Source organism: Acinetobacter sp. P8-3-8 (assembly GCF_000214135.1).
Taxonomy (GTDB): domain Bacteria; phylum Pseudomonadota; class Gammaproteobacteria; order Pseudomonadales; family Moraxellaceae; genus Acinetobacter.
This window is the reverse complement of record NZ_AFIE01000017.1, coordinates 36,234-58,717: the sequence shown is the minus strand read 5'-3', so window position 1 is coordinate 58,717 and position 22,484 is coordinate 36,234. Positions and strand designations below refer to the sequence as shown.

Annotated in this window: 22 protein-coding genes and 2 tRNA genes; 8 read left to right on the top strand and 16 right to left on the bottom strand. The window is 38.0% G+C overall.

Annotated elements, in window-relative coordinates:
• Positions 1-28: 28 nt before the first annotated feature.
• The 4 genes from GGG_RS0109315 to tpiA all read right to left on the bottom strand — a co-directional run bounded on the left by GGG_RS0109315 (position 29) and on the right by tpiA (position 1,428).
• A tRNA-Met gene (locus tag GGG_RS0109315) sits at positions 29-105 on the bottom strand.
• A 43-nt stretch (positions 106-148) separates the two neighbouring features.
• Positions 149-233, bottom strand: a tRNA-Leu gene (locus GGG_RS0109310).
• A gap of 61 nt (positions 234-294) precedes the next feature.
• Positions 295-627: a preprotein translocase subunit SecG gene (gene secG, locus GGG_RS0109305; RefSeq protein ID WP_010114136.1), complete on the bottom strand. Its 333-nt coding sequence runs from the start codon at positions 625-627 to the stop codon at positions 295-297.
• Positions 628-639: 12 nt separating this feature from the next.
• On the bottom strand, positions 640-1,428 hold the full coding sequence (gene tpiA, locus GGG_RS0109300) for a triose-phosphate isomerase (protein WP_010114135.1): 789 nt from the start codon (positions 1,426-1,428) through the stop codon (positions 640-642).
• 275 nt (positions 1,429-1,703) lie between these two features.
• Between tpiA and pilB the strand changes: the two genes are divergently transcribed.
• Genes pilB through coaE form a run of 4 tightly spaced genes read left to right on the top strand, consistent with a single transcriptional unit; the run spans position 1,704 to position 6,221 of the window.
• A complete protein-coding gene (gene pilB, locus GGG_RS0109295; RefSeq protein WP_010114134.1) occupies positions 1,704-3,419 on the top strand; it encodes a type IV-A pilus assembly ATPase PilB in 1,716 nt (571 codons plus the stop codon).
• A 27-nt stretch (positions 3,420-3,446) separates the two neighbouring features.
• On the top strand, positions 3,447-4,679 hold the full coding sequence (locus GGG_RS0109290; protein ID WP_010114133.1) for a type II secretion system F family protein: 1,233 nt from the start codon (positions 3,447-3,449) through the stop codon (positions 4,677-4,679).
• 27 nt (positions 4,680-4,706) lie between these two features.
• The gene (locus tag GGG_RS0109285) at positions 4,707-5,570 is read left to right on the top strand and encodes an A24 family peptidase (protein WP_010114132.1); all 864 of its coding nucleotides are present in this window, start codon (positions 4,707-4,709) and stop codon (positions 5,568-5,570) included.
• 51 nt (positions 5,571-5,621) lie between these two features.
• On the top strand, positions 5,622-6,221 hold the full coding sequence (coaE, locus tag GGG_RS0109280) for a dephospho-CoA kinase (protein ID WP_010114131.1): 600 nt from the start codon (positions 5,622-5,624) through the stop codon (positions 6,219-6,221).
• Between the two features lie 26 nt (positions 6,222-6,247).
• Here the strand turns inward: coaE and GGG_RS0109275 are convergent, their stop codons facing one another.
• From GGG_RS0109275 to GGG_RS0109260, 4 genes are all read right to left on the bottom strand, one after another.
• Complete coding sequence (locus GGG_RS0109275) at positions 6,248-7,174, bottom strand: DMT family transporter (protein WP_029574521.1); 927 nt, start codon at positions 7,172-7,174, stop codon at positions 6,248-6,250.
• Between the two features lie 83 nt (positions 7,175-7,257).
• Positions 7,258-8,010, bottom strand: a complete 753-nt coding sequence (gene rlmB / locus GGG_RS0109270) for a 23S rRNA (guanosine(2251)-2'-O)-methyltransferase RlmB (protein WP_010114128.1) — start codon at positions 8,008-8,010, stop codon at positions 7,258-7,260.
• Positions 8,011-8,192: 182 nt separating this feature from the next.
• The gene (locus tag GGG_RS0109265; protein ID WP_010114126.1) at positions 8,193-8,516 is read right to left on the bottom strand and encodes a pyrimidine/purine nucleoside phosphorylase; all 324 of its coding nucleotides are present in this window, start codon (positions 8,514-8,516) and stop codon (positions 8,193-8,195) included.
• Positions 8,517-8,587: 71 nt separating this feature from the next.
• Positions 8,588-9,892, bottom strand: a complete 1,305-nt coding sequence (locus GGG_RS0109260; RefSeq protein WP_010114124.1) for a tetratricopeptide repeat protein — start codon at positions 9,890-9,892, stop codon at positions 8,588-8,590.
• A 114-nt stretch (positions 9,893-10,006) separates the two neighbouring features.
• Between GGG_RS0109260 and recN the strand changes: the two genes are divergently transcribed.
• From recN to ruvX, 3 genes are all read left to right on the top strand, one after another.
• Positions 10,007-11,662 (top strand): DNA repair protein RecN, encoded by a 1,656-nt coding sequence (recN, locus tag GGG_RS0109255; protein ID WP_010114122.1) that lies wholly within the window; start codon positions 10,007-10,009, stop codon positions 11,660-11,662.
• A 137-nt stretch (positions 11,663-11,799) separates the two neighbouring features.
• A complete protein-coding gene (locus GGG_RS0109250; protein ID WP_010114120.1) occupies positions 11,800-12,354 on the top strand; it encodes a YqgE/AlgH family protein in 555 nt (184 codons plus the stop codon).
• Positions 12,347-12,790, top strand: a complete 444-nt coding sequence (gene ruvX, locus GGG_RS0109245; RefSeq protein WP_010114116.1) for a Holliday junction resolvase RuvX — start codon at positions 12,347-12,349, stop codon at positions 12,788-12,790. Before GGG_RS0109250 ends, ruvX begins: the two co-directional genes overlap by 8 nt.
• A gap of 487 nt (positions 12,791-13,277) precedes the next feature.
• Here the strand turns inward: ruvX and GGG_RS0109240 are convergent, their stop codons facing one another.
• Genes GGG_RS0109240 through GGG_RS0109230 form a run of 3 tightly spaced genes read right to left on the bottom strand, consistent with a single transcriptional unit; the run spans position 13,278 to position 16,613 of the window.
• The gene (locus tag GGG_RS0109240) at positions 13,278-14,285 is read right to left on the bottom strand and encodes an HlyD family secretion protein (protein ID WP_010114114.1); all 1,008 of its coding nucleotides are present in this window, start codon (positions 14,283-14,285) and stop codon (positions 13,278-13,280) included.
• Between the two features lie 35 nt (positions 14,286-14,320).
• Complete coding sequence (locus GGG_RS0109235; RefSeq protein WP_010114112.1) at positions 14,321-14,527, bottom strand: DUF1656 domain-containing protein; 207 nt, start codon at positions 14,525-14,527, stop codon at positions 14,321-14,323.
• A gap of 1 nt (position 14,528) precedes the next feature.
• Complete coding sequence (locus GGG_RS0109230) at positions 14,529-16,613, bottom strand: FUSC family protein (RefSeq protein WP_010114110.1); 2,085 nt, start codon at positions 16,611-16,613, stop codon at positions 14,529-14,531.
• A gap of 562 nt (positions 16,614-17,175) precedes the next feature.
• On the opposite strand from GGG_RS0109230, the gene GGG_RS0109225 reads away from it, so the two are divergent.
• Positions 17,176-17,979: an IclR family transcriptional regulator gene (locus GGG_RS0109225; RefSeq protein WP_010114108.1), complete on the top strand. Its 804-nt coding sequence runs from the start codon at positions 17,176-17,178 to the stop codon at positions 17,977-17,979.
• Positions 17,980-18,230: 251 nt separating this feature from the next.
• Here the strand turns inward: GGG_RS0109225 and GGG_RS0109220 are convergent, their stop codons facing one another.
• The 5 genes from GGG_RS0109220 to GGG_RS19645 all read right to left on the bottom strand — a co-directional run bounded on the left by GGG_RS0109220 (position 18,231) and on the right by GGG_RS19645 (position 22,388).
• Positions 18,231-18,866 (bottom strand): alpha-ketoglutarate-dependent dioxygenase AlkB, encoded by a 636-nt coding sequence (locus GGG_RS0109220; protein WP_010114106.1) that lies wholly within the window; start codon positions 18,864-18,866, stop codon positions 18,231-18,233.
• A 222-nt stretch (positions 18,867-19,088) separates the two neighbouring features.
• Positions 19,089-20,252, bottom strand: coding sequence for a hypothetical protein (locus GGG_RS0109215; protein WP_010114104.1), 1,164 nt, complete (start codon positions 20,250-20,252; stop codon positions 19,089-19,091).
• A 209-nt stretch (positions 20,253-20,461) separates the two neighbouring features.
• Complete coding sequence (gene pgsA / locus GGG_RS0109210) at positions 20,462-21,049, bottom strand: CDP-diacylglycerol--glycerol-3-phosphate 3-phosphatidyltransferase (protein WP_010114102.1); 588 nt, start codon at positions 21,047-21,049, stop codon at positions 20,462-20,464.
• Between the two features lie 110 nt (positions 21,050-21,159).
• Positions 21,160-21,954 carry a thioesterase family protein gene (locus GGG_RS0109205; protein ID WP_010114100.1) on the bottom strand — a complete coding sequence of 265 codons (795 nt, stop codon included), beginning with the start codon at positions 21,952-21,954 and terminating at the stop codon, positions 21,160-21,162.
• Between the two features lie 113 nt (positions 21,955-22,067).
• On the bottom strand, positions 22,068-22,388 hold the full coding sequence (locus GGG_RS19645; protein WP_157998078.1) for a DOPA 4,5-dioxygenase family protein: 321 nt from the start codon (positions 22,386-22,388) through the stop codon (positions 22,068-22,070).
• Positions 22,389-22,484 lie beyond the last annotated feature (96 nt).

Below are 22,484 nucleotides of genomic sequence, written 5' to 3'. Positions count from 1 at the left end.
CTTTAATTAAGTTGCATCTTAATTAAATTGGTAGCGGGAGCTGGATTTGAACCAACGACCTTCGGGTTATGAGCCCGACGAGCTACCAGACTGCTCCATCCCGCATCAATGTTTTTTAGCTGCTAACACCAACAATCTGGTTCATTGTTGGTGCGGAAGGGGGGACTTGAACCCCCACGCCCGAAAGCACTACCACCTCAAGGTAGCGTGTCTACCAATTCCACCACCACCGCAGCTGTGTCGCATTCTAGTAGCTTGTGCGACAAATTGAAAGGTTTAATTTTAAAAAGCTATTTATTTTGGTGCATTTGGCGAAGTTTCGTTCGTATTTGGCTGAACTGGTGTCGCCGGCTGAGTCGTCGTTTGTACGGTTTTTAAACCATAGGCGTCTGAAGTTAGCTTTTTTGCAAACACAGCTAAAGTTAAACTCGTCACAAAAAACAAAGCAGTCAAAATTGCAGTCAAGCGAGTTAAAAAACTTGCAGACCCTGATGCACCAAAGACTGTTGCAGCACCACCACCACCAAAAGATGCACCTGCATCAGCGCCTTTACCATGCTGTACAAGAATAAGTACAATCATTAACACGGCCAAGATGATATGTACTACCAGCACAAAACTATGCATGCTGAACTCCTATTATTCTGTTTTAGCAAATGCTTGAGCAATTTTATAAAATGACTCGGCATTAAGTGATGCACCACCAACAAGGGCACCGTTGATATCTGGGCAAGCGGCCAACTCTACTGCATTTTCAGGTTTAACACTACCACCATATAAAATAGCAACATCTTGAGCCTCAGGAGTAATTTGAGTTAATCCCTCACGAATTTTGGCATGCATAGATTGAGCATCTTGCGGCGAAGCCGTTTTACCTGTTCCAATCGCCCATATAGGTTCATATGCAATCACAATATTGTGCCATTGCCCTGCTTTTACAACCGCAGCTAGATCACAAATTTGTTGTAATACAACTTGCTCAGCCTGCCCTGCTTCTCTTTGCTCTAGGCTTTCACCTACGCAATAGATAATTTGGAGATTGGCATTTAAAGCATTTGTAACTTTTGCTTTAATTTTAACAACATCATCACCAAAAATTTCACGACGCTCAGAATGACCAATCAATACATAATCAATTTGACTATCTTTAAGTAGTTCTGCACTGACTTCACCCGTATATGCACCCGTTCCAGCCATTTGTGAAACGTCTTGTGCAACAACCTTAACCGCAGAGATATCTTGAAGCGATTGTTTTATTGAAAGTAGTGCAATAGAAATAGGTGCTACACCAATATGACATTGTTGTTCTGAAATTGGCGCATTTTGTAAAAGCTGTGTTAAATCCTGTATGAGTCGCTGCGAATCCGCCTGCATTGGGTTCATTTTCCAATTGCCGACAACCCAAGGAATAATGTTCGAACCCGACATACATCTAACCTTTTATCGAAAATGTGCACATTCTACACGGAATTTTCAATTTTAAAGCATTTTTTCTTTATCAATTTAAGCTTCTCATTTAAAGTCGTCATGTAGAATTCATAGGAAATATAAATCATTTCATGGATAATGATTAAAATTCTAATTGGCTCAAGTTATTGCTAAAATATCTTTGTAGAATAATGCGTTTAATTCTAGATATTTTTGCTGATAATCGTATAATTTTCGTATTCAAATTATAAAATCAAATTTAAGGTGTTGTGGGGATGTCTATACAAAATGGTTCACTTAGGTTTTCAGGATATATCCGTCGCTTAGTTGATGAAGGTTTTGTATCTGCACAACAAATGAAAGACGCCCTAGACAGCGCTCACAAATTGAAAATGAGTACTGTTGAGTATCTTATTGAAAAATTAAACCTCAAACCATTGCTCATCGCAGAAATGATCTCTTGTGAATTTGGTGAGCCTATTCTTGATCTGGACAGCTTTAATCCAGACATGTTCCCCAAAGAGGTTGCTGATAGCAATTTATTTTCTAAACATAGGCTCATACCTCTAGTTCAGCGTGGCAACATCCTATATGTCGCTACCAGTGATCCTACAAATATTGAAGCACTTGATGCGATTCGCTTTAACTGTGGGTTAAATATTGAACCGATTATCGTTGAATACGATAAATTAGAAAAAGTTTTAGAAAAACATTTTACTGTAGAAGAAAGCTTTAATTTTGGTGATGAAGATTTCGATGTTGATATCATTGCAACCAGTGATGATCCACCTTCAGATGAGGATGAAAATGAAACCTCTGAAGATGAAGCACCGATTGTTAAATACATCAATAAATTATTAATTGATGCAATTCGGATGGGTGCATCAGACTTACATTTCGAACCTTATGAAAAATCTTATCGTGTACGGTATCGAGTAGATGGCGTACTCAGAACGATTACTAATCCACCACTACAACTTGCTACACGTCTTGCCTCTCGTTTAAAAGTCATGTCAAGAATGGACATTTCTGAAAAACGTGTGCCTCAAGATGGTCGGATTAAATTAAAGCTTTCTAAGACCAAAGCGATCGATTTTCGTGTTAACTCACTACCAACTCTATTTGGTGAAAAATTAGTACTGCGTATTCTGGATCCATCTAGTGCGATGCTAGGCATTGATGCCTTAGGTTATGAGGAAGCTCAAAAAGCTTTATTTATGGAAGCTTTAGAAAAACCTCAAGGAATGTTATTAATTACAGGCCCAACAGGTTCTGGTAAAACAGTTTCTCTGTATACAGGTTTGAATATTCTAAATACCGAAACATCTAACATCTCTACTGCCGAAGATCCAGTCGAAATTAACCTAGAAGGGATTAATCAGGTCAATGTTAATCAAAAAGTTGGCCTAACCTTCTCTGTTGCACTCAAATCATTCCTTCGTCAGGACCCAGACATTATTATGGTCGGGGAAATTCGTGATTTAGAAACAGCTGAAATTGCGATTAAGGCAGCACAAACAGGTCATATGGTCATGTCAACATTGCATACCAATAGCGCACCTGAAACCTTAACCCGTTTACGTAATATGGGCGTTCCTTCATTTAATATTGCCACATCGGTGAATTTGGTCATCGCTCAACGTCTTGCACGACGTCTTTGTAGTCACTGTAAAACACCTGTTGAAATCCCAAAGCAAAGTCTGTTAGAAATGGGCTTTACTGAACAAGATCTAAGCAATCCAGATTTACAAATTTTTCAACCTGTCGGCTGCTCAGAATGCCGTGAAGGTTATAAAGGTCGAGTCGGTATTTATGAGGTGATGAAAGTAACACCTGAAATTTCTAAGATTATCATGGAAGATGGCAATGCATTACAAATCGCAGCTGCATCAGCAAAATTGGGGTTTGATAATCTCAGACGCTCAGGACTAGTCAAAGTCATGAATGGACTAACTTCTTTACAAGAAATTAACCGTGTGACCAGTGAATAAATATAATCAATATTCAAGGAAATTCTAATGGCAGCGAAAAAAGCTCAAATGATGCCTACATTTGCTTATGACGGGGTTGATCGTAAAGGGGTCAAAATCAAAGGGGAACTACCTGCACGAAATATGGCACTGGCAAAAGTGACCTTAAGAAAGCAAGGGATTACCATTAAAACCATTCGAGAAAAAAAGAAAAATATTCTCGAAGGCTTGATGAAAAAAGGCATTTCAACACTCGATATCACCATTTTTACTCGCCAACTCGCAACCATGATGAAAGCAGGTGTTCCATTGGTACAAAGCTTTGAAATCGTTGCAGAAGGTTTAGAAAATCCGTCAATGCGTGAAGTCGTACTCGGTATTAAAGGTGAAGTTGAGGGAGGCAATACCTTTGCTGGTGCTTTAAGAAAATATCCACGTTATTTTGATAATCTGTTTTGCTCACTGGTCGAATCGGGTGAACAATCGGGTGCTTTAGAAACCATGTTAGACCGCGTTGCTATCTATAAAGAAAAAAGTGAACTGTTAAAACAAAAAATCAAAAAAGCAATGAAATATCCCATAGCAGTTATTGTTGTTGCCTTAATTGTAACCATTATTTTGATGGTCAAAGTCGTCCCTGTCTTTCAGGACTTATTCAGTTCATTTGGTGCTGACCTGCCTGCTTTTACCCAAATGGTTGTGAATATGTCAAACTGGATGCAAAAGTATTGGTTTGTATTCTTACTCATCATTGGCATTATTATCGCTACTTTTCTCGAAACAAAAAAGCGTAGTAAAAAATTTCGAGATTTTCTTGATAGAACAGCATTAAAACTGCCTATTTTTGGAGACCTAGTTTATAAAGCCATTATTGCCCGTTATAGCCGTACATTAGCAACCACATTTGCTGCAGGTGTACCACTGATTGAAGCTCTTGAATCAACAGCAGGTGCAACCAATAATGTGGTTTATGAACAAGCGGTGATGAAAATTCGTGATGACGTTGCAACAGGTCAACAATTGAATTTCGCTATGCGTGTCACCAATCGATTCCCGTCCATGGCTGTGCAGATGGTTGCAATTGGTGAAGAATCAGGTGCCCTTGATGCAATGCTCGATAAGGTGGCAACGCACTTTGAAAATGAAGTGGATAATGCTGTCGATGGCCTGACATCAATGATGGAACCTTTAATTATGGCTGTACTCGGTGTACTTGTTGGTGGTTTGGTTATCGCAATGTATCTACCAATTTTCCAAATGGGCTCAGTTGTTGGTGGATAACTACAGCTTAAATGAAAGACTCTTAATATGTTTAATGAACTTCTAGATTTACTTATCCAATCCCCAACAGCACTCTATCTAACTGTTGGGATATTAAGCTTATGTATTGGCAGTTTTCTCAATGTTGTGATTTTTAGAACACCGAAAATGATGGAGCAAGAATGGCAACAAGAATGCCAAATGCTCTTGCACCCTGAACAAGCGATTATTGATGAGTCAAAACTCAGCCTAAGCAAACCAGCATCAACTTGTCCTAAATGTAAAACACCTATTCGTTGGTATCAAAATATACCCGTAATCAGTTGGTTAACTTTAAAAGGCAAATGTGCTACATGTCAAAACCCGATTAGTTTTCGTTATCCCTTCATCGAAATACTGACTGCTGTTTGTTCTTTAACAGTAGTCGCTGTGTATGGCCCAACTTTACAAATGGTTTTTGGTGTCTTACTCACGTGGATGCTCATCACTTTAACTTTTATCGATTTTGATACCCAATTACTACCAGATCGTTTTACCTTAACACTGGCAGGAATCGGTTTAGCTGTTAATGCTTTCCAAATCTATACCTCTCCCACTTCTGCGATTTGGGGTTATCTGATTGGTTTCTTATGTTTATGGGTGGTTTACTATCTATTTAAAATCATCACAGGCAAAGAAGGTATGGGTTATGGTGACTTTAAACTTCTCGCTGCGCTAGGAGCGTGGATGGGACCGTTAATGTTACCGCTGATTATTTTACTTTCCTCTTTGGTTGGTTCTATTATTGGAATTATTTTGCTTAAAACACGTAAAGAGAATCAGCCTTTCGCTTTCGGACCTTATATTGCAATTGCAGGTTGGATTGCATTTTTATGGGGTGAGCAAATTATGAAAGTATATTTAGGTCAATAATTTCCTGAATCATCTAAATCATTCATCAAAAGTTGTTTTAAAGGATGTAGCATGACATTTATCTTGGGTTTAACAGGTGGAATTGGCAGTGGAAAATCTGCCGCAAGCCAGTGGTTTGAAGCTCAAGGTATTCAAGTAGTTGATGCTGATATTGTGGCACGCGAAATTGTCGAAAAAGGACAACCAGCTTTAACACAAATTAAAGATACTTTTGGAGATTGGGTCTTACTTGAAGATGGTGAGCTCAATCGACGTGCTTTACGTGAACATATTTTTAAAGAGCCGAATGCACGTCAGCAACTTGAACAAATCACTCACCCTGCCATTCGTAGCGCCATTATTCAGCAATTGGCAAATGCGACAAGTCCTTACGTGATCTTAGTTTCACCTTTATTATTTGAAACTTCACAACACCAATTAACACATCGTACTTTGTTGATTGATGCGAGTGAAGATCTACAAATTTTACGTGCAGCACAACGTGATGAACAGTCTATCGACCAAATTCAAAAGATCATTGCAGCCCAAATGCCTCGAATCAAAAAGCAAGAAATGGCGGATGATATTGTGCTGAATGATGGTCATATTGAGCATTTATATACTCAGCTTGAAACACTACATCAGCAGTATCTTGACCGTTCAAAACCATAATATATGGGTTCTGTGACTTTGTTATTTTACTTTTTTAGACCGTTATTTTGCTGATCCAAGCTGTTTTGTAAACTATCTTTATGCATAAACCAGCGCCAAGGTTGTAATGCGCCAATTCCCATACCAACCAAACCACAAAGAATCGCTCCACTTAATGGTTCATTGAGCAAAGGCACAGCAATAATCGCTGCAATAAAAGGTGCCAAAGTGACGATACTGCCTGTTTTGAATGCACCCAAACGTTTAATTGCTTCAACATAAGCTAAGGTCGCAATGATGACCACAAAAATGCCATGAAACAGCGTTTGCATAATCAAATGTGGCATCGTAACTTGATCAAGTTGTTTTGGTAAAAACACCAAATAAAAAGGTACATAAACAATTGCTGACCAAATGGCCACACCTGCCATAGAGTGCCAAGCTGATAACTTCCATTGGCGTAGTAAAACAGTAAAGATTCCCCACCAAATGGCACTGATAAAAAACAGTAAATCACCAAAGCCAAACGCAACACCCGTTTCTTCATACATTAAGAAACTCATCCCTGAAATTGCAGACAACATAATCACTAAACTGACCCATGTGTGCTTATCAAAGGGTTGTTTGAATAAAAGAAAACCTGCAAGAGCTGTACATAAAGGAATGCAACCATTTAAAAAAATTGCTGCATGTGCTGCTGGAACATAAAGAAAGGCGCTATAACATGTTAAACAATAAACAACCCCACCGATCATGGCTAAAATGAACGGCTCTTTTTTAAAGAGAAAAGCAGTATCTTTTTTATAGATTAAAATCGGCATGAGAATACAAAATGCCAATGTAAAACGTAGTGCAGCTATATCCCAAGCACTGATATGCCAAAGTGCATTAAGACGTGATGTAATGGTAAACCCGCCCCAAATACACATCGTGATTGCGACATATATATAGCCTTGTGTACGGGTGGTCATCATGGTCATTCTCGAATCAAAAGAATAATTAAATGGATAATCTCTAAAATTACCCATTTACCGATTATAAAATGCTGATCATAAAATTAATTTGATTGTCTTTGACGGCAAGCTTCATACAGTGCCATACCTGTTGCAACACTGACATTTAAGCTTTGCAAATTACCTGACATCGGAATAAAGACAGTTTGATCGCACTGAGATTGAGTAATTGGACGCAGGCCTGTATCTTCTGCCCCCATCACCACACAAACTGCTGTACCTGTAAAATCAAATTGTTGAATCGGTAATGCTTTCTCATCAAGCATCGTTCCAACCACACGTACATTAAAATTGTCTTTGATATGACCCAATGTTCTTGCCAAATTGGTCACTTGAATAAATTTAACTTTTTCCGCACCACCTGCTGCGACTTTACGTGCAGTTGGTGTTAATGTTGCAGCGCGATCACGTGGAACAATTACAGCTTCAACACCCATTGCAGCAGCAGTACGAATACAAGCGCCTAGGTTGTGTGGATCGGTAATATGATCCAAAGCCAAGAGTAAAGGATGATTTGTCGATTCTAAAATTTGATCTAAATCTTTTTCGTTCAATACAGGTAAAGCTCGAACGGCAGCAACCACCCCTTGATGAAAAGGTTGACCCGCTAATTTTTCCAAGCTATCACGACTGGCTTTTTGTACGCTGATACCAAAAGGTTCAGCCAGTTGTAAAATGCGCTGTAAGCGTTGATCATCACGCCCTTTCAACGTAAACAAAGTTAAAACTCGTTCTGGTTCCAACTCCAATAATGACTCCACAGAATGAACGCCATAATAATATTCGGGCTTCGCCATGAACGACCTCTATTTGCAATACAATGATAGAAATGAAAAATCCTGCAAAGCCAACTTTACAGGATTTAATTTGATGCTTTAGTTTAACCGATTTACACTAATATTTGTTTGTCTAATTTCAAAACGCTTGATGCTGAAACAACTGGCTAAAAACTCAGTCATTCACATTTTGAAGCAAACAATTAACCTTCTAAATGGCAAACGTAGTCCAATACATCATCAGTTTCAATTTTAAAACGACTATTGCCTGGCACATAAAATGATTGCCCTGCACGGAACAATTCACTTTCTTCACTATCTGCAATTTTTACTCGACATTCACCAGAAATAATTTCCATACGCTCAGGTACATGCGTTTCAAAAGTCAAAGCTTCTTCAGTTGGAAGAATAACCCCTAAAGTCTTTTTAGTTCCGTCTTCAAATTGCACAGTATGACTAATGCACAAGCCACCAAAATATACATTTGATTTTTTTACCACTGATACGTGATCGTACTGAGTTGACATGCGTATTCTCCAGATAATGCGCATTTATATAAATGATGATCAAGCTAGTTTAATGTTGCGATTCAAACTAATCAATCTATGTTTTCAACTGGATGTACTTCTACTTTCCAATTTTGTTTTTCAATCTGTTTGGCAAAAAATCTTGGCATATCGATTTCTAATTTACCAGCACATGTCTGCGCTAGATAGCGACAGATTTGCTGTTGCTCTTGATTATAAATCGCCCAGAAAATCTGCTCACTCTTCAGATCATGAATGACTATTTTAGATGAACCTTCATTCATTCCAACATGGAATTGCGCTTCAGTTTCATAGTCTTTATACCTATCTGACTGCGGAAAATCCACACTGTTTTCATCAAAATGATGACTATCGTGATTAAGAACACTTTGCTTTAAGATGGGCCAAATACAAAACCGCAGGAAATGTTGATCTGCAACACGACTATTTAAATAATTTCCCGTATTTAAAAATTGCTGAATGTGCTTTTCTATATCATTTACACCACCCTGACAGCCGCCCCACATACCTGCCAATATCAGTTCTGTATGTGAATAATAATCATGCATAACATGAAACCAGCAATCACTCTCCAACCATGCATTCACAGCCGCCTGTTCACGGTAAGACACCAGTGAATCTGCATCACGGATTAAAAATCGTTTTACCGTTGGATCATCCATCACCAGAAAACGCCAAAATAATCCAGAAATTTGTCGTTGTTGTTCATTCACAATAATAATTTGCGTACCTTTCTCTCGCAATCGCTGCACCACATCTATAGGAACGCTATCATCCATATAAAAACGACAAATCCAATCTGGGTAGATTTCTTTGGCTAGGTCCACATTGATCACTGAAGTTTCACAATAACGTGGATTTGCTCCAAACAAAGAAAATGCAATGATATTTTCAGATGGATTTTTAGGATTGAATGGCGGTGGAGCTTCAGCGAGCAAGGTCACAACCGCATGTTCTTGGACTTGTTTTTTCTTACTCTCTATTGCTAAGCGACCATATTTTTTTAAATCGTCTATTTTATTTAGAAAATGGCATACTTCTGCCAAACCATCATAAATATTAGTATCTACATTATTCGGACTAAGTTGAATGGCTTGTAAATAATGATCATAAGCATCGTCATAACGTTTTAGACGCAATTCAGTAAAGGCCAAATCCATCATCACAACAGCATGATGAGGAACAAGTTTGGCCACTTGTGAAACAGCTTTATAGGCTTCTAAATAGTTCCCTTGTGCTGTCGCCTGTTTAAACTGTGTTGAAAATTGACTCAGCTTTTGGTTTAACTGTGCGATGTTATTTTTATTGATTTGCTGTTTAATGGGTGCCTTTGGTAAAGGAAGTTTCATTTTCATATTAAAATTATTTAGAATACTTAGAATTACTCCATATTAGAATATTTTCTGACTTGTGACAAAAACAAAACTTCACTATCTTAGAACCTCATCGTTCGCAGCTTGGATGCGTTTATGCTGACACACTTAAATTTAATGAATTTTGCTTTAGCTGATAACCTTGCAATCGATATAGAGCATGGTTTTAACGTCCTGACTGGGGAAACGGGCGCAGGTAAATCATTACTCTTAGATGCTTTATCGGCCTGTCTAGGTGAACGTACAGATACCAATTATGTCCGCTATAATGCTGAAAAAGCGGATGTAACGGCTGTTTTTAGTTATCAACCCCAAAGCCCTGAAGCTGAATGGCTCAAAACTCACGAACTGGATGATGAATCGGGTGAAATTCATTTACGTCGTGTTATTTTTGCCACAGGTCGTAGCAAAGCGTGGATTAATGGTCGACCAAGTAGTTTGGCTGAGTTAAAAGAAATTGGACGCTTACTGGTTCAACTTTATAGCCAACATAGCCAACAACAATTATTAGAACCACCTTATCCAAAACATTGGTTAGATCGTTATAGTAACTTTTATCAACCTGCACAAGATGTCCGTGAAGCCTTTAATGCTTGGCAGAAGAATATTCGAACTCATCAAGCCGCTATTGATGCTCAAGCCAATCGCTTACAACGCATTGCAACTTTAGAATTACAACTCGAAGAACTCGAAGATGTGATTCGTATTGATTATAAAGAAATTGAACAGGAATTTGATCGTTTAAGCCATCATGAACACATCATGCAAGATTGCGGATATAGTTTGAATGTTTTAGATGATTCCGAGCAAAATATCAGTCAAGAAATCTCTTCTGTGATTCGTCGTTTAGAATCTCATGCAGGACGTAGTGAACAACTCACAGAAATCTACAACTCATTGTTGAATGCTCAAAGTGAAATCGATGATGCCGCAGCAAATTTACGTCAATTCATTGACCGCCAAAGTTTTGACCCTGAACGTATGGATGAGTTGAATACTCAATTAGAAATTTTCCATCGTTTAGCACGTAAATATCGTATTCAGCCTGATGAACTCAAACAACAATTTGAAACATGGCAAGCTGAATTAGCACAACTACATCAACTTGAAGACCCTGAAACTTTAGCTGAACAAGTTGAAGTTTCTCATCAAAGCTTTTTAGAAAAAGCAGAATATTTAGATCAAATTCGTCGTGAAGCAGCCCTACCATTAGCCAAACATTTGACAGAACAAGTTAAACAATTAGCACTTCCAGAAGCACATTTTGAATTTAGATTTGAACCTTTAGAACAAGTATCTAGTGAAGGATTAAGTTTTATCCAACTGCTCTTTACTGCCAATAAAGGTATACCTGCACAGCCTTTAGCTCGTGTCGCTTCAGGGGGTGAATTATCTCGAATCGCCTTAGTTATGCAAGTAATGAATGCTGAAAAAACCGAAGCCGAAGTTTTGGTTTTTGATGAAATTGATGTCGGGATCAGTGGAGGTACAGCAGAAATTGTCGGTCGATTATTGGCAGGCTTAGGACAACATGTTCAAATTTTGTGTATTACCCATCAAGCTCAAGTCGCAGCACAATCTGATCAGCATCTATTGGTGAAAAAACAGCAGACAGACCCTGCAAGCAGTACCATTATCGAATTAGAAGAAGATGCGCGCATCCTTGAATTAGCAAGAATGACAGGTGGTGTTGAAATTAGTGAAACCACTTTGCAACATGCAAAACAACTTCGACAGTTGAAATTTCAATAAAAAGATTCAATATGGCGATATTCACCTTAAAAACTATTTGGTGAATATCGATTTGTCTAGTATGTTGAAATTTAAATAGGACAATCTATCCATAAAACTTTAATCCTTCATATATAAATCGCAGGAGCAGTCCATAGGTGACCAAACAATATCTTTCACATCGCTGCTTAATCGCCCCTCCTGATTTAGCGGATGATTTTTTTGCAAATACCGTGATTTATATTGCTCGGCATGATGAAGACGGCGCTCAAGGCATTATTATCAATCGTCCTGCTGGCATTCAGGTCAAAGAACTGCTCAATGATTTAGAAATAGCAGCCGATCATGTACATCCTCATGAGGTGCTACAAGGTGGGCCTCTGCGTCCCGAAGCAGGGTTTGTCTTGCATACAGGTCAACCGACTTGGCATTCTTCGATTGCTGTTGGGGAAAACCTGTGCATTACCACCAGTAAAGATATTTTAGATGCGATTGCTCACAATGAAGGCGTAGATCGTTATCAAATTGCTTTGGGTTATGCCAGTTGGGCGAAGAATCAACTCGAAGATGAAATTGCCAAAGGTGACTGGCTGATTTGTGATTCAGATATGGATCTGGTCTTTAATTTACCGTATACCGACCGTTGGGATGCTGCATACCGTAAAATGGGCATTGATCGTACGTGGTTATCTTCTGAGATTGGACATGCTTGATTTAACAGCCCCACAACTCATCATGGCTTTTGATTTTGGTACACAGAAAATGGGGATGGCTGTTGGTTCATCTTTGATCCAAAGTGTAAATCCTTTGCCACTGTTCCCAATGAAAGATGGCATCCCCAACTGGGATAATTTATTAAAAATTGTCAAACAGCATCAACCCAGTTTATTTTTAGTGGGCTTGCCATTAAATATGGATGATTCAGAATCTGAATTATCGACCCGAGCTCGAAAATTTGCTCGACGCTTACGCCATCAAACCAATATTGAAACCTTGATGGTCGATGAGCGTTTAACCACACGTGAAGCACGAGATGAATTAGAACATTATCAAGCTCAAGGTCGTGGTAAAAATTTAGCCGCAGATAGTATTGCAGCAGCATTATTTATTGAAAGCTGGTATCGAAATCCTGAAGGCGTTACACCTTAGTAAATAACCTGAACTCGAGATAAGTATGTTCCCTACTATACGATACGCGGAAACGTCAGTCGCATTGTTTGAGGCCGGGCTACATTTGCAATATACTGTTTTTGCAATATATTTGGCACTTGAAGATATCTGTCGAGTTGGCGACTGACAAATGGTTTTGCCCTTGCGTGGCAGTGCCACTCATCCCGAAAGCCTTGCGAGGTAGTACCTCTCAGGTCGAACCTGAACAAGATTGAAATATATTTCAAACGAAGTGCAAGACGAAGTGGGTTAATTCTTGTATCTGACTTTAAATGGTAAGACTCCGTTGTGCCTGATCTATCTTTTCAATACCTTACATCAGAATTTATCCCGAACTGACGTTAAATAGATACCAAGACTTTAAAACTTAATCATTGAGATTGTTGTAAAAAACCCATCTTTCGATGGGTTAACATTTAATAAAACAATTGATGAAATTATTGATAAAGAAAAAAATTAAAATTCGTTATTTTTTACGCTCTAAAATATGTACTGTTGCTGTTCGTCCTGCAACGAAAGCTAGAGAGTCATGTGGTACCTCATCCAAAACGATTTTAACAGGTACACGTTGTGCCAAACGCACCCAACTGAAGGTTGGATTTACATTCGCCAATAAACCTGATGAAGTCGTCCGTTCACGATCTTCGATACCAGAAGCAATACCTTGCACATGACCTTTGTATTTAAATGAATCCCCCATCAACTGAACAGTAGCAGGATCACCCAAATGGATTTTATTCAGTTTGGTTTCTTCAAAATAACCAACCACATATAACTGCTTACGATCCAATAATGCAGCAACAGCCTGCCCAACTTTGACATAGTTCCCTATACGCATATCAAAATTTGAGAGTGTTCCATCGGCAGGTGCAACCACTTCAGCACGATTCATATTCAACTGAGCTAAATGCACATTACTGGTCGCAGCCTCGATCAAAGCTTTTTGCTGTTTAATATTGGCTTCTGACTGTTGAATTGCAGCCTCAAGTTGTTGATGTTCTGCATGCGATTGATCACGCTGAGCAAACATTTGATCTTGCTCTTGTTTTGAAATCGCACCATCCATCAAATCTGAATAGCGCTTAGCATTCTTATCCGCCAAATTAATATTGGCTTGTGACTTAATGACATTGGCTTTAGCCTGAGCCAAACCTGCTTCCGCTTCTGCCAAACCTGATTTGGCTTTGGCTAAATCAGCTTTCGATTGTTCAACATCTAAAGCTTGACGTGCTAAATCAATTTTGAAAAGTACCTGCCCTTTTTTCACAGTTTGATTATCCTGAACCAAAACTTCAGTCACTAATCCAGAAATATCAGAAGACACTTGAATCACATCACCACGTATACGACCATCTCGCGTCCAAGGTTCAGCATTATAGTAATCCCAAACATGGACAATACATACTATTGCGATCAATAACACCACAACAAAACCGAATGGTCGTATCGCTTTCCGTATATCAAACGTTTTCATGATTTACCTATTTTTCATCAAATTCAAAAGTGAACTTACAGTCCTAATCCAATAAATAACCAATGCATACCGCACAATAAAATCAAATACACACACAAATTAAAAATCGCGGGGAAAATGATCCAGTTTTTTTCAGTCAAGCGATCTAAACCAATGACCACAATTTTGAACAAAAGATATGCCAGAATTGCTTGAATCAAAAATGCAGGAACATAAACACCATAAATATTAAATTCACCCATTTTATGCTCCGACTAAAGCCACTGAATCCGGGTTAGGCTCAACATGTTGGTGACAAATACTATTTCGAATATTATTCACTGAAATTTCTACACGCTGACGAATATCCTCATCACCCACTGATTGAACATCAATAAGCACCTGATCAAACATGGCAAGCAATGCTGTTGGTACATTTTGACCAAATTGATTGACTTCACGCTGTGCTAACCATTGATCCAATAATTTTTGCAATTCAACAATAGAATGTCTGACTGCGGATTCTGGAGATAACTTTTTCACCAGCTCTTGCAACCGAGCCAAATCAATTGCAGCACTAGATTCAATCAAGGCGTTATTAATTTCAATTTTCAATTGTTCAGACTGCACAGGCTTGGTATTCAGCACACCAATACGATCCAGCATGCTACGCAAATGTATTTTAAAACCAATACCATAAGGCATATCAATCGTTTCTCGCATAGCTTTATAGTGCCTTGCCAATATCCGCTGTACGGTAATATCTGGTGACATAGAACGAACTACATGCACCACAAGCACGGAAATAATAGGGCCAAAAATGGTACTAATCGAAAAATCAAAGTAAGCAATTTGATCCATGGCATAGCGGTTTTGTAGCCCTAAACCCATTACCGTATTCATAATCAAAGGCAGCCCCAATCCATTGAGTGGAGGATGCGGATACAACATCACGCAAAATATGATAAAAGGCGCCAAAACTACCATCAATTCCCAAAATGTAGTCACATGTGGGAAAATACCAAAGGCATAAATAAAGACTAAAATTGCACCATAGACACTTGCACGAATAAAAACTTTAAGTGCGGGTACAGGATCATCTAAAAAGGTCAAAACACAGGCTGTAATCGCCGCCATTTCAGCCAACATGAACCCTGTTTTCCAGCCGCTATAAATCCAAATCAAGCATGCGATAATGATCGTTAAAAATGCCGACAAACCACCTCGTACAGCAGCCCCATAGTCCCGATGTAGGCTCGGATATGCTGTTGTCAATGGTGCGATCATTTTGGGTAAAGTATTATCCCCAACTTGTATACGTTGCCAAATCAACTTCACTGCACGAAAGTTTAGAATGAAATGGCGAACATCCATTTTCAAACTACCTAAAATAATCTGCTGTTCAGGCGTAGCGTGTTCAACAATGATTTGAAATTTTTGTTCAAATGTTGCAGGTAACTGTTTTAACTCGTTTTCCTCAATGGCATTTTTATCATCTAAAAATGCTTCTACATCATCGTGTAATGCTTGAAGATATTGCCTATACGTCAGGTCAATTTGATCCAATTGCTTAATTCTTTCAGACATCGCAACCAAGTTCGCAACCAACATTGTGACTTGGTGTAATAACTCCTGAAGTGGCTTCGTCATGCCTTTGAATTTAGATTTTTCATAACTCAAATGCACAGCCATGGTATGAATATCAGAAGTATCTCGAGTGATTCCCGCGAGAAGTTGGGTATAACTATCCAAATGTTGATGATTTGACAAAATTGAATCAAAAGCCTGTTTGGTGTCCTGCAAAGTTTTCGTGACTCGTACTTGTACGACAGGCCCCAAATGCATCGGGAAAATAGTTGCTGTCACGACAGCACTACAAGCAACACCTAAAGAAATCTCAAGAAAACGGCCCAAAGCCATATCGAAAATAGAAATTTTGTCGATATAGTAAATGGAGTTAAAGCAAATAATGACAGCGGTATAACCCGCTAACATCACCACATAACTTCGAGGTGATCGATCAATCAGGGAAAGATAAAGACAAATACCCACCCATGATGCCAAAACAAAAGTGAATAGTAGCGGTGTATTAATTAAATAAGGCATGATTGCGACTGCGAAAATCGCGCCAAATAATGTTCCCAATAAACGATAAATACTTTTTGAAGCAGTCATACCAGAATAAGGATTGGCAATTACAAATACCGTGCCGATCGCCCAAATTGGATTACTAAGATCAAGTACAAATGCAATATAAAGCGCCAACATGCCTGCGATAAATGTTTTAATCGCAAAAATCCAATCCAGTTTATTGGGTCTAAAAGCCAATAGTGGTTTGATTAATAACATGAATGCGACTCGCTATAACCTTAATCATTTGAAATCTCTCTCAATTTATACCTCTCTGGTTTACAACGTACTGAACGATCATCAACATCATATTTGTTGAACAATTAAGATAGATGTCGCACACAATATTTTCCACACGACCAAGAAACCGCACCATTTAACATATAAACAGTGAGGTTAATCTTCAAAAACAATAAATTATGGATTTGAGAACTCGATGGAACTTTGTTCTGAGTACAGCTTTTGAGAAGAGAATACGCCCAATCTATGCTGAAATTTCATTCCATTTCAAAATATAAATTTCATCATCGAATATTCTTGCTGCAATTTTGGCAAGAAAAACACAATTCGTCAATAAAAATATCTTAATTTGATAATTTATTAACTTTTTTATAATATAATAATGTAAGATTTATACAACATTCTCAAACTGTTGTTTAAGTTATTCATTTTTAAACAATCTGTAATTACCATACAAATTACGCTGATTTTTATTGAACAATTTGTTATAACGTAACATTAGCTTTTATTTTTTGATTCTCACTAATTGAGTAGGTCATTCATGGCTCTTTCTAGTTTTGGAAAAATTCTCACTGTTTTAGACTTATTTTCAGTCTCTCGCCCTGTCATCAATGTTGATGTAATTTGTGAAGAGTTGGGGTTGTCTAAACCCACCAGTTACCGTTATTTAAAAGAATTGGTTTCAGCAGATATTTTACAACGCTTAAGCGGCACTTCAGGCGATTATACGCTCGGCCCTAAAATTGCGGTTATGGATTATATTTCTAGAACGACTGATCCATTGGTACAAATCAGTAAACCTTTCATGCAAGAAATTTCTGAACGGACTGAACTTTGTTGTTTGCTTACGCATTTAAATCATGATTATTGTATTGATATTCACCATGAGGTGTATCGAGATGAAACATTATTGACCTATGGCCGTGGCTGTCCACGCCCTGTTTATATGGGTTCATCTCCTAAAGCAATCATGGCACATCTGTCCAAACAAAATATTCATCATTATTACACACGTTTCCAAACGCAATTGGCAGAAGTTGGTTTTGCTGAGGATGAAGAAACTTTTATTAATAAAATGAAGAAAATCAAGAAACAAGGTTATTATTTTTCTCAAGGAGAACTTGATCCGAATGTTTCTGGTCTATCCATTCCTGTGAAATTCTCAAGTAAAGAAGCGCCACTTGCCTTGACTGTACTGGCGTCTAAAAACCGTTTTGAGTATGTCAATTTGCAAAAACTGATCGAAACATTGGAAGATTCAGCAGCTCAGATTGAAAAACGTTATCAAGCACTCTCTGAAAATGATCAACTATCTGAACTCAACTCAAGTGCTAAGATTTTTTGATCTGGGCGATAATTTAAACAAAAGTTTACAATTGCAATTCTTGTAAATTACATCAAATTCTCATATTATGATTATGTTCTCCAGTGGTACATGATATCAGATATTATTTTTCCAAGGTAATATCGACTCAGAGTGATGCTAGTCAGTGTTAAAACTGACTGGCATTTTTTTATGTCACTTTATTGCTATGCTTAATGGATGAATTGGCGAATGATTTGAATTTATCCATTAGAGATTGTCAAAATGGTTATTTAATTTTGCTCACTCTCATCAGAATAAAAACGCCGAAAGGTTAAATTCACACGTGGTTCAATCACTCTTAAAGACTTCGCCAGACAATGCTTCCAATAACGCTGTGTCTGCCCTTGCATCACAATCAATTGCCCACTTTGTAATAATAAATCGACTTTTTCGGCTTTCCATTTGTGCTTAAAACTGAATTTACGGGTTGCGCCTAAACTCAATGAAGCAATCACCACATTCTGATCGGGCGAAACTAGAGAAGGTTCATCATCACTATGCCAACCGACAGCTTGTGTCCCATTCTCATATAAATTAGCAAGACATGAGTTGTAGTGATGTCCAGTGAGTTGTTCGATATGCTGCTTGAGTCGGAATAAAGCTGGATTCCAAACATGCGCTTGTTTTGCCATCCCTGAGTAGTGATATTGATAATTTTCATCGCCATACCACACTACTTTACGTTCAGTTTTGTAGTATTGACCATGCAAAATCACTTCATCATGTTGCCATGCTAAATGCTGTAAAAAATATTTTAAATACTTGTCACTTTGCTCTGTATCTAAAATTAGGCCATAGTCTGTGACTTGCCCATCATAGGGCAATAAGTTGTCTATGGCTTCGGGTTCAAATAACTCTAGATTCATCACACAACATAAAACAGGATTTTATAAAAACAATGAATGAAATCTTTGAGAGAAACAAGTGATATTGATTGTTAAATTTTAAGCAAAAGTGAAAATCTATTGATCCTACAACTCAATCAAAAATACATAACTTCTGTTATGAAAGATAATGTCCTTTTGATTTTAAAGGACATTATCTTAATCTATTCATTGTGAATAAATATCGACATGTTTTGAGATGATTTAGCAAATAATCTTAGAAATTAACTTTGCTTCTACCAATAACTTTTCATTCTGATCCGGTGTAATTTCAACTAAATATTGACCATTGGAAAATAAGATAGCGTCATCCTTCAAAGCAAAACTCATCACCCCTTTTTTTAATGTAGCCATCTCCCCTGAAGGGGTCATTTTGATGAGTTCCCAAGAGTTTGGAATCATGCCCGGATATTTCTCACCTGCATTTTTATTACGTTCTAAATTTTGTTGCGCCTTAATCAGATTTCCCTCAACAAATAATTCTTCTTCAGATTTTTGTTGAGCTTTGGCAGGATTATTCCCTGAAGTGGTTTTTAACGATTCCCCCGTATAGCGTTGGGTAAAGAAGTCCAACCAACCCACAATAGCTCGTATAATTTTAAATGGTGCAAAAACAATATCTTTCAATGACGTCATTGGTGAGTTATTGCTCTGTCCATCTTTAGAATAAGGACGTTTCAGAAAATATAAATTCCCTAGACTGTCCATTTTCGGTTTAAAGAAATCAAATTTTGGGTCTGCAACAACTGTGGTTAAATCCCCTGTTGCCATATTTAAATGACAAATTTCTTTAGGGCCATAAGCAATTCGATGCTCACCATAAGCCAAACCACAAGAGTCATAATACAGTTGCATCGTATCTCGTGGATCGAACATTGGATTGGAATCCTGACAATCCCCTTCAGTCAAATATTGGGTTCGATTGGCATCCAAAGGTAAAATACAAATATGACGTTCCAAACCTTGTGTATTTACCGAAAGTGCTAAACGACGTTTAGATTCATCATAAGCAATATCTTGCACCACAAAATCATTTTTACGTAATACCAAGCCTTCAGCTTCTTGTAAATCTGTTAATGACTTGATATTGATTGCCGTACCTTCTTGCAAGCAAGCACTATAAATCACTTTTTGATCAGCCGTGATCACCGCATCTGATGGAAAGATATAACGTAAATCTGCCTCTTCCTGTTGAGCATACGCCCCCATAAACTGAGCACCCGTCCCTTTAGATTTCCATTCTTTTCGTTGTTGGATTTCAACCAAGTTCTTTTTATATTGATCCACAGATTGGCACGGAACAGTAATACTTTTATTGCCTTCTAATAAATATAAGTTTCCATTGGATAAATAGAGTAATGACGCCATATGTATTCCTTCATTTGACTGGCAACGGTATGCTCTTTCTAAATTGTCCCGTTTCAGTTCATTTTTATGATCTTCATTTAAGCGCAATATAGCATAATCTGTACATTAAACACGTTTTCTACGCGTCAACAAATACTTTAATTTTTCATTCATTCAAAAACAAAAAAGCCTTTCTCTGTGGAAAGGCAATCTTGAAAATCTTATTTATATCAGGGCTGTTTTAAATAAGGCCACGCTGCTTTTAAATAAATAAACATCGACCACAACGTTAAAATAACCGCTGTATACAGCAAAGCATAAGCCAATAGTTCAAGTGGTTGCCAATTCAATAAAAATACAGTGATCGCAATCATTTGAAACGCGGTTTTATATTTACCGACAGTAGATACTGCAACATTGGTACGTGCACCTAATTCGGCCATCCATTCACGTAAGGCCGAAACAGTGATCTCACGCGAAATAATCACAATTGCAGCAAATGCCATTGCGATACTCGGTTGCCATTGCACCAAGACGATTAATGCTGCTGCGACCATGAGTTTATCTGCAACTGGATCTAAAAACCGCCCAAAAGCAGAAGTTTGATTTAATGTCCGTGCAAGATAGCCATCAAACCAATCTGTGACTGCTGCAACAACAAAAATTGCTGTTAAGACAATATGACGCGTCATACTGCCCTCATGTCCACCCACGCCAATCGCAGGTGGCCAATACGCAATCACTAAAAAAACTGGAATTAACGCAATACGAGCTAGCGTCAAGATATTTGGAATATTCAGGATACGACCTGTAGTCATAGACACCGCCAGTGAGTCCCCTTCTACCTAAATTCAGGCAAAATGTAATTTAGAGTATGAGTAATGCTCAATTTCGTCAATACTCTATACGATTCACAAGAAACTGTCGACTAGGCAAACACGGTAACTGTCTGCCTTGCAATTGCAATCAGTCGATTTTGTTCATCCCATAAATAAGCATGTTCAGTCGCATAACCATGTTCTGCATAATCAGTCATCACCTTGTATTTAAACCAATCATTTAAACCATGTTGTAAAGGATGGATAAAAGTCACATGCCATGTCAAAGTGCTGGCTGGTGCAGGTTTACGGAACATCGACAACACACCTGGTGGCCAAACATCCATGAGTGTTAATAGATCCGCAATGGTCATTTCCCGATCTGTATGTTCAGCGGGATCAAAGCGACACCACCCTGAAAAATCAGGCTGCGTACTGGCTGACATGGGGTAGTTACCCTCTGTCCATGCCAATTGAAAATTTTTAACACATTCAGGAAAGGGTAAGTATTTCGGGACAATATTTATTTGATCAAGAGATGGGAAATCAGGTGCTTGCGGTTCTAATGCGACTTGAATATTGGATTCACGTTGACTACCAAAACTGGCAATAAGAATACTTTGTACCGCATCATTTTGCCATAAGCGTACTTCAATGGTGGTGACTGACTTACCTTGCCTTAAAATTTCAGCAGTGACTTTGGCCTTATCGTGTTCTACAGGCCCGACAAAGGTAATACTACAACTCAATAACTTTTTCTCTGCATCTGCAATGGTTGCAATCGCTTTATGTATCAGCATTCCTGCAACCAAACCGCCAAAGATGGTTCTGCCTTGTAGCCATCCTTGTGGGATATCAATCCATTCACTTTGTTCAATTTGTTGAAATAATTGTTCTAATGACATATTTTGCTCTGCATCCGATCCTTTGCACTACTGTTTCATATTTTTAAGGGGATGAAAATGATCAGTGACTGGAGCGTCAGTGAGCATTTCGGCTAATGACCTTTTCTCAATCGCTATAAATATTCAAGATTTAGACTTAAGGGCAAACCAATCCACTCTGCATATGCTGTATGAGCAAGGTATTCATTTTCGAGTAAAGGATGAATCAGAATAGAAAACCCATAACATACTTGAGTTAAAACCTGTTTTACCTGCTGTAATTCTGATTGTTCAAAATCTATTTGAAACATTGGTTTTGGCAAAGGCCCAACTGATTTATCTAACAATCTACCTATCACAACTGGATCAGATAATTCTTGCTGGAGTTTAAAATGCAATTCTTGAATTTTATTTAACTGATCAAGTTCAAAAAACACATGAGCATGATATTTCATCATTTACCTTACTAATTAAAAACTCATTCAGTACCAATCAATTATTCACATGAAAATATAACCAACACGCCTTTCAATTCAGCAGAATCAAATTGT

Excerpts from the sequence above, each read along its gene's own strand:
- secG (WP_010114136.1), bottom strand. The coding sequence starts at position 627 with ATGCATAGTTTTGTGCTGGTAGTACATATCATCTTGGCCGTGTTAATG.
- tpiA (WP_010114135.1), bottom strand. The coding sequence starts at position 1,428 with ATGTCGGGTTCGAACATTATTCCTTGGGTTGTCGGCAATTGGAAAATG.
- pilB (WP_010114134.1), top strand. The coding sequence starts at position 1,704 with ATGTCTATACAAAATGGTTCACTTAGGTTTTCAGGATATATCCGTCGC.
- GGG_RS0109290 (WP_010114133.1), top strand. The coding sequence starts at position 3,447 with ATGGCAGCGAAAAAAGCTCAAATGATGCCTACATTTGCTTATGACGGG.
- GGG_RS0109285 (WP_010114132.1), top strand. The coding sequence starts at position 4,707 with ATGTTTAATGAACTTCTAGATTTACTTATCCAATCCCCAACAGCACTC.
- coaE (WP_010114131.1), top strand. The coding sequence starts at position 5,622 with ATGACATTTATCTTGGGTTTAACAGGTGGAATTGGCAGTGGAAAATCT.
- GGG_RS0109275 (WP_029574521.1), bottom strand. The coding sequence starts at position 7,174 with ATGATGACCACCCGTACACAAGGCTATATATATGTCGCAATCACGATG.
- rlmB (WP_010114128.1), bottom strand. The coding sequence starts at position 8,010 with ATGGCGAAGCCCGAATATTATTATGGCGTTCATTCTGTGGAGTCATTA.
- GGG_RS0109265 (WP_010114126.1), bottom strand. The coding sequence starts at position 8,516 with ATGTCAACTCAGTACGATCACGTATCAGTGGTAAAAAAATCAAATGTA.
- GGG_RS0109260 (WP_010114124.1), bottom strand. The coding sequence starts at position 9,892 with ATGAAAATGAAACTTCCTTTACCAAAGGCACCCATTAAACAGCAAATC.
- recN (WP_010114122.1), top strand. The coding sequence starts at position 10,007 with ATGCTGACACACTTAAATTTAATGAATTTTGCTTTAGCTGATAACCTT.
- ruvX (WP_010114116.1), top strand. The coding sequence starts at position 12,347 with ATGCTTGATTTAACAGCCCCACAACTCATCATGGCTTTTGATTTTGGT.
- GGG_RS0109240 (WP_010114114.1), bottom strand. The coding sequence starts at position 14,285 with ATGAAAACGTTTGATATACGGAAAGCGATACGACCATTCGGTTTTGTT.
- GGG_RS0109235 (WP_010114112.1), bottom strand. The coding sequence starts at position 14,527 with ATGGGTGAATTTAATATTTATGGTGTTTATGTTCCTGCATTTTTGATT.
- GGG_RS0109230 (WP_010114110.1), bottom strand. The coding sequence starts at position 16,613 with ATGTTATTAATCAAACCACTATTGGCTTTTAGACCCAATAAACTGGAT.
- GGG_RS0109225 (WP_010114108.1), top strand. The coding sequence starts at position 17,176 with ATGGCTCTTTCTAGTTTTGGAAAAATTCTCACTGTTTTAGACTTATTT.
- GGG_RS0109220 (WP_010114106.1), bottom strand. The coding sequence starts at position 18,866 with ATGAATCTAGAGTTATTTGAACCCGAAGCCATAGACAACTTATTGCCC.
- GGG_RS0109215 (WP_010114104.1), bottom strand. The coding sequence starts at position 20,252 with ATGGCGTCATTACTCTATTTATCCAATGGAAACTTATATTTATTAGAA.
- pgsA (WP_010114102.1), bottom strand. The coding sequence starts at position 21,049 with ATGACTACAGGTCGTATCCTGAATATTCCAAATATCTTGACGCTAGCT.
- GGG_RS0109205 (WP_010114100.1), bottom strand. The coding sequence starts at position 21,954 with ATGTCATTAGAACAATTATTTCAACAAATTGAACAAAGTGAATGGATT.
- GGG_RS19645 (WP_157998078.1), bottom strand. The coding sequence starts at position 22,388 with ATGAAATATCATGCTCATGTGTTTTTTGAACTTGATCAGTTAAATAAA.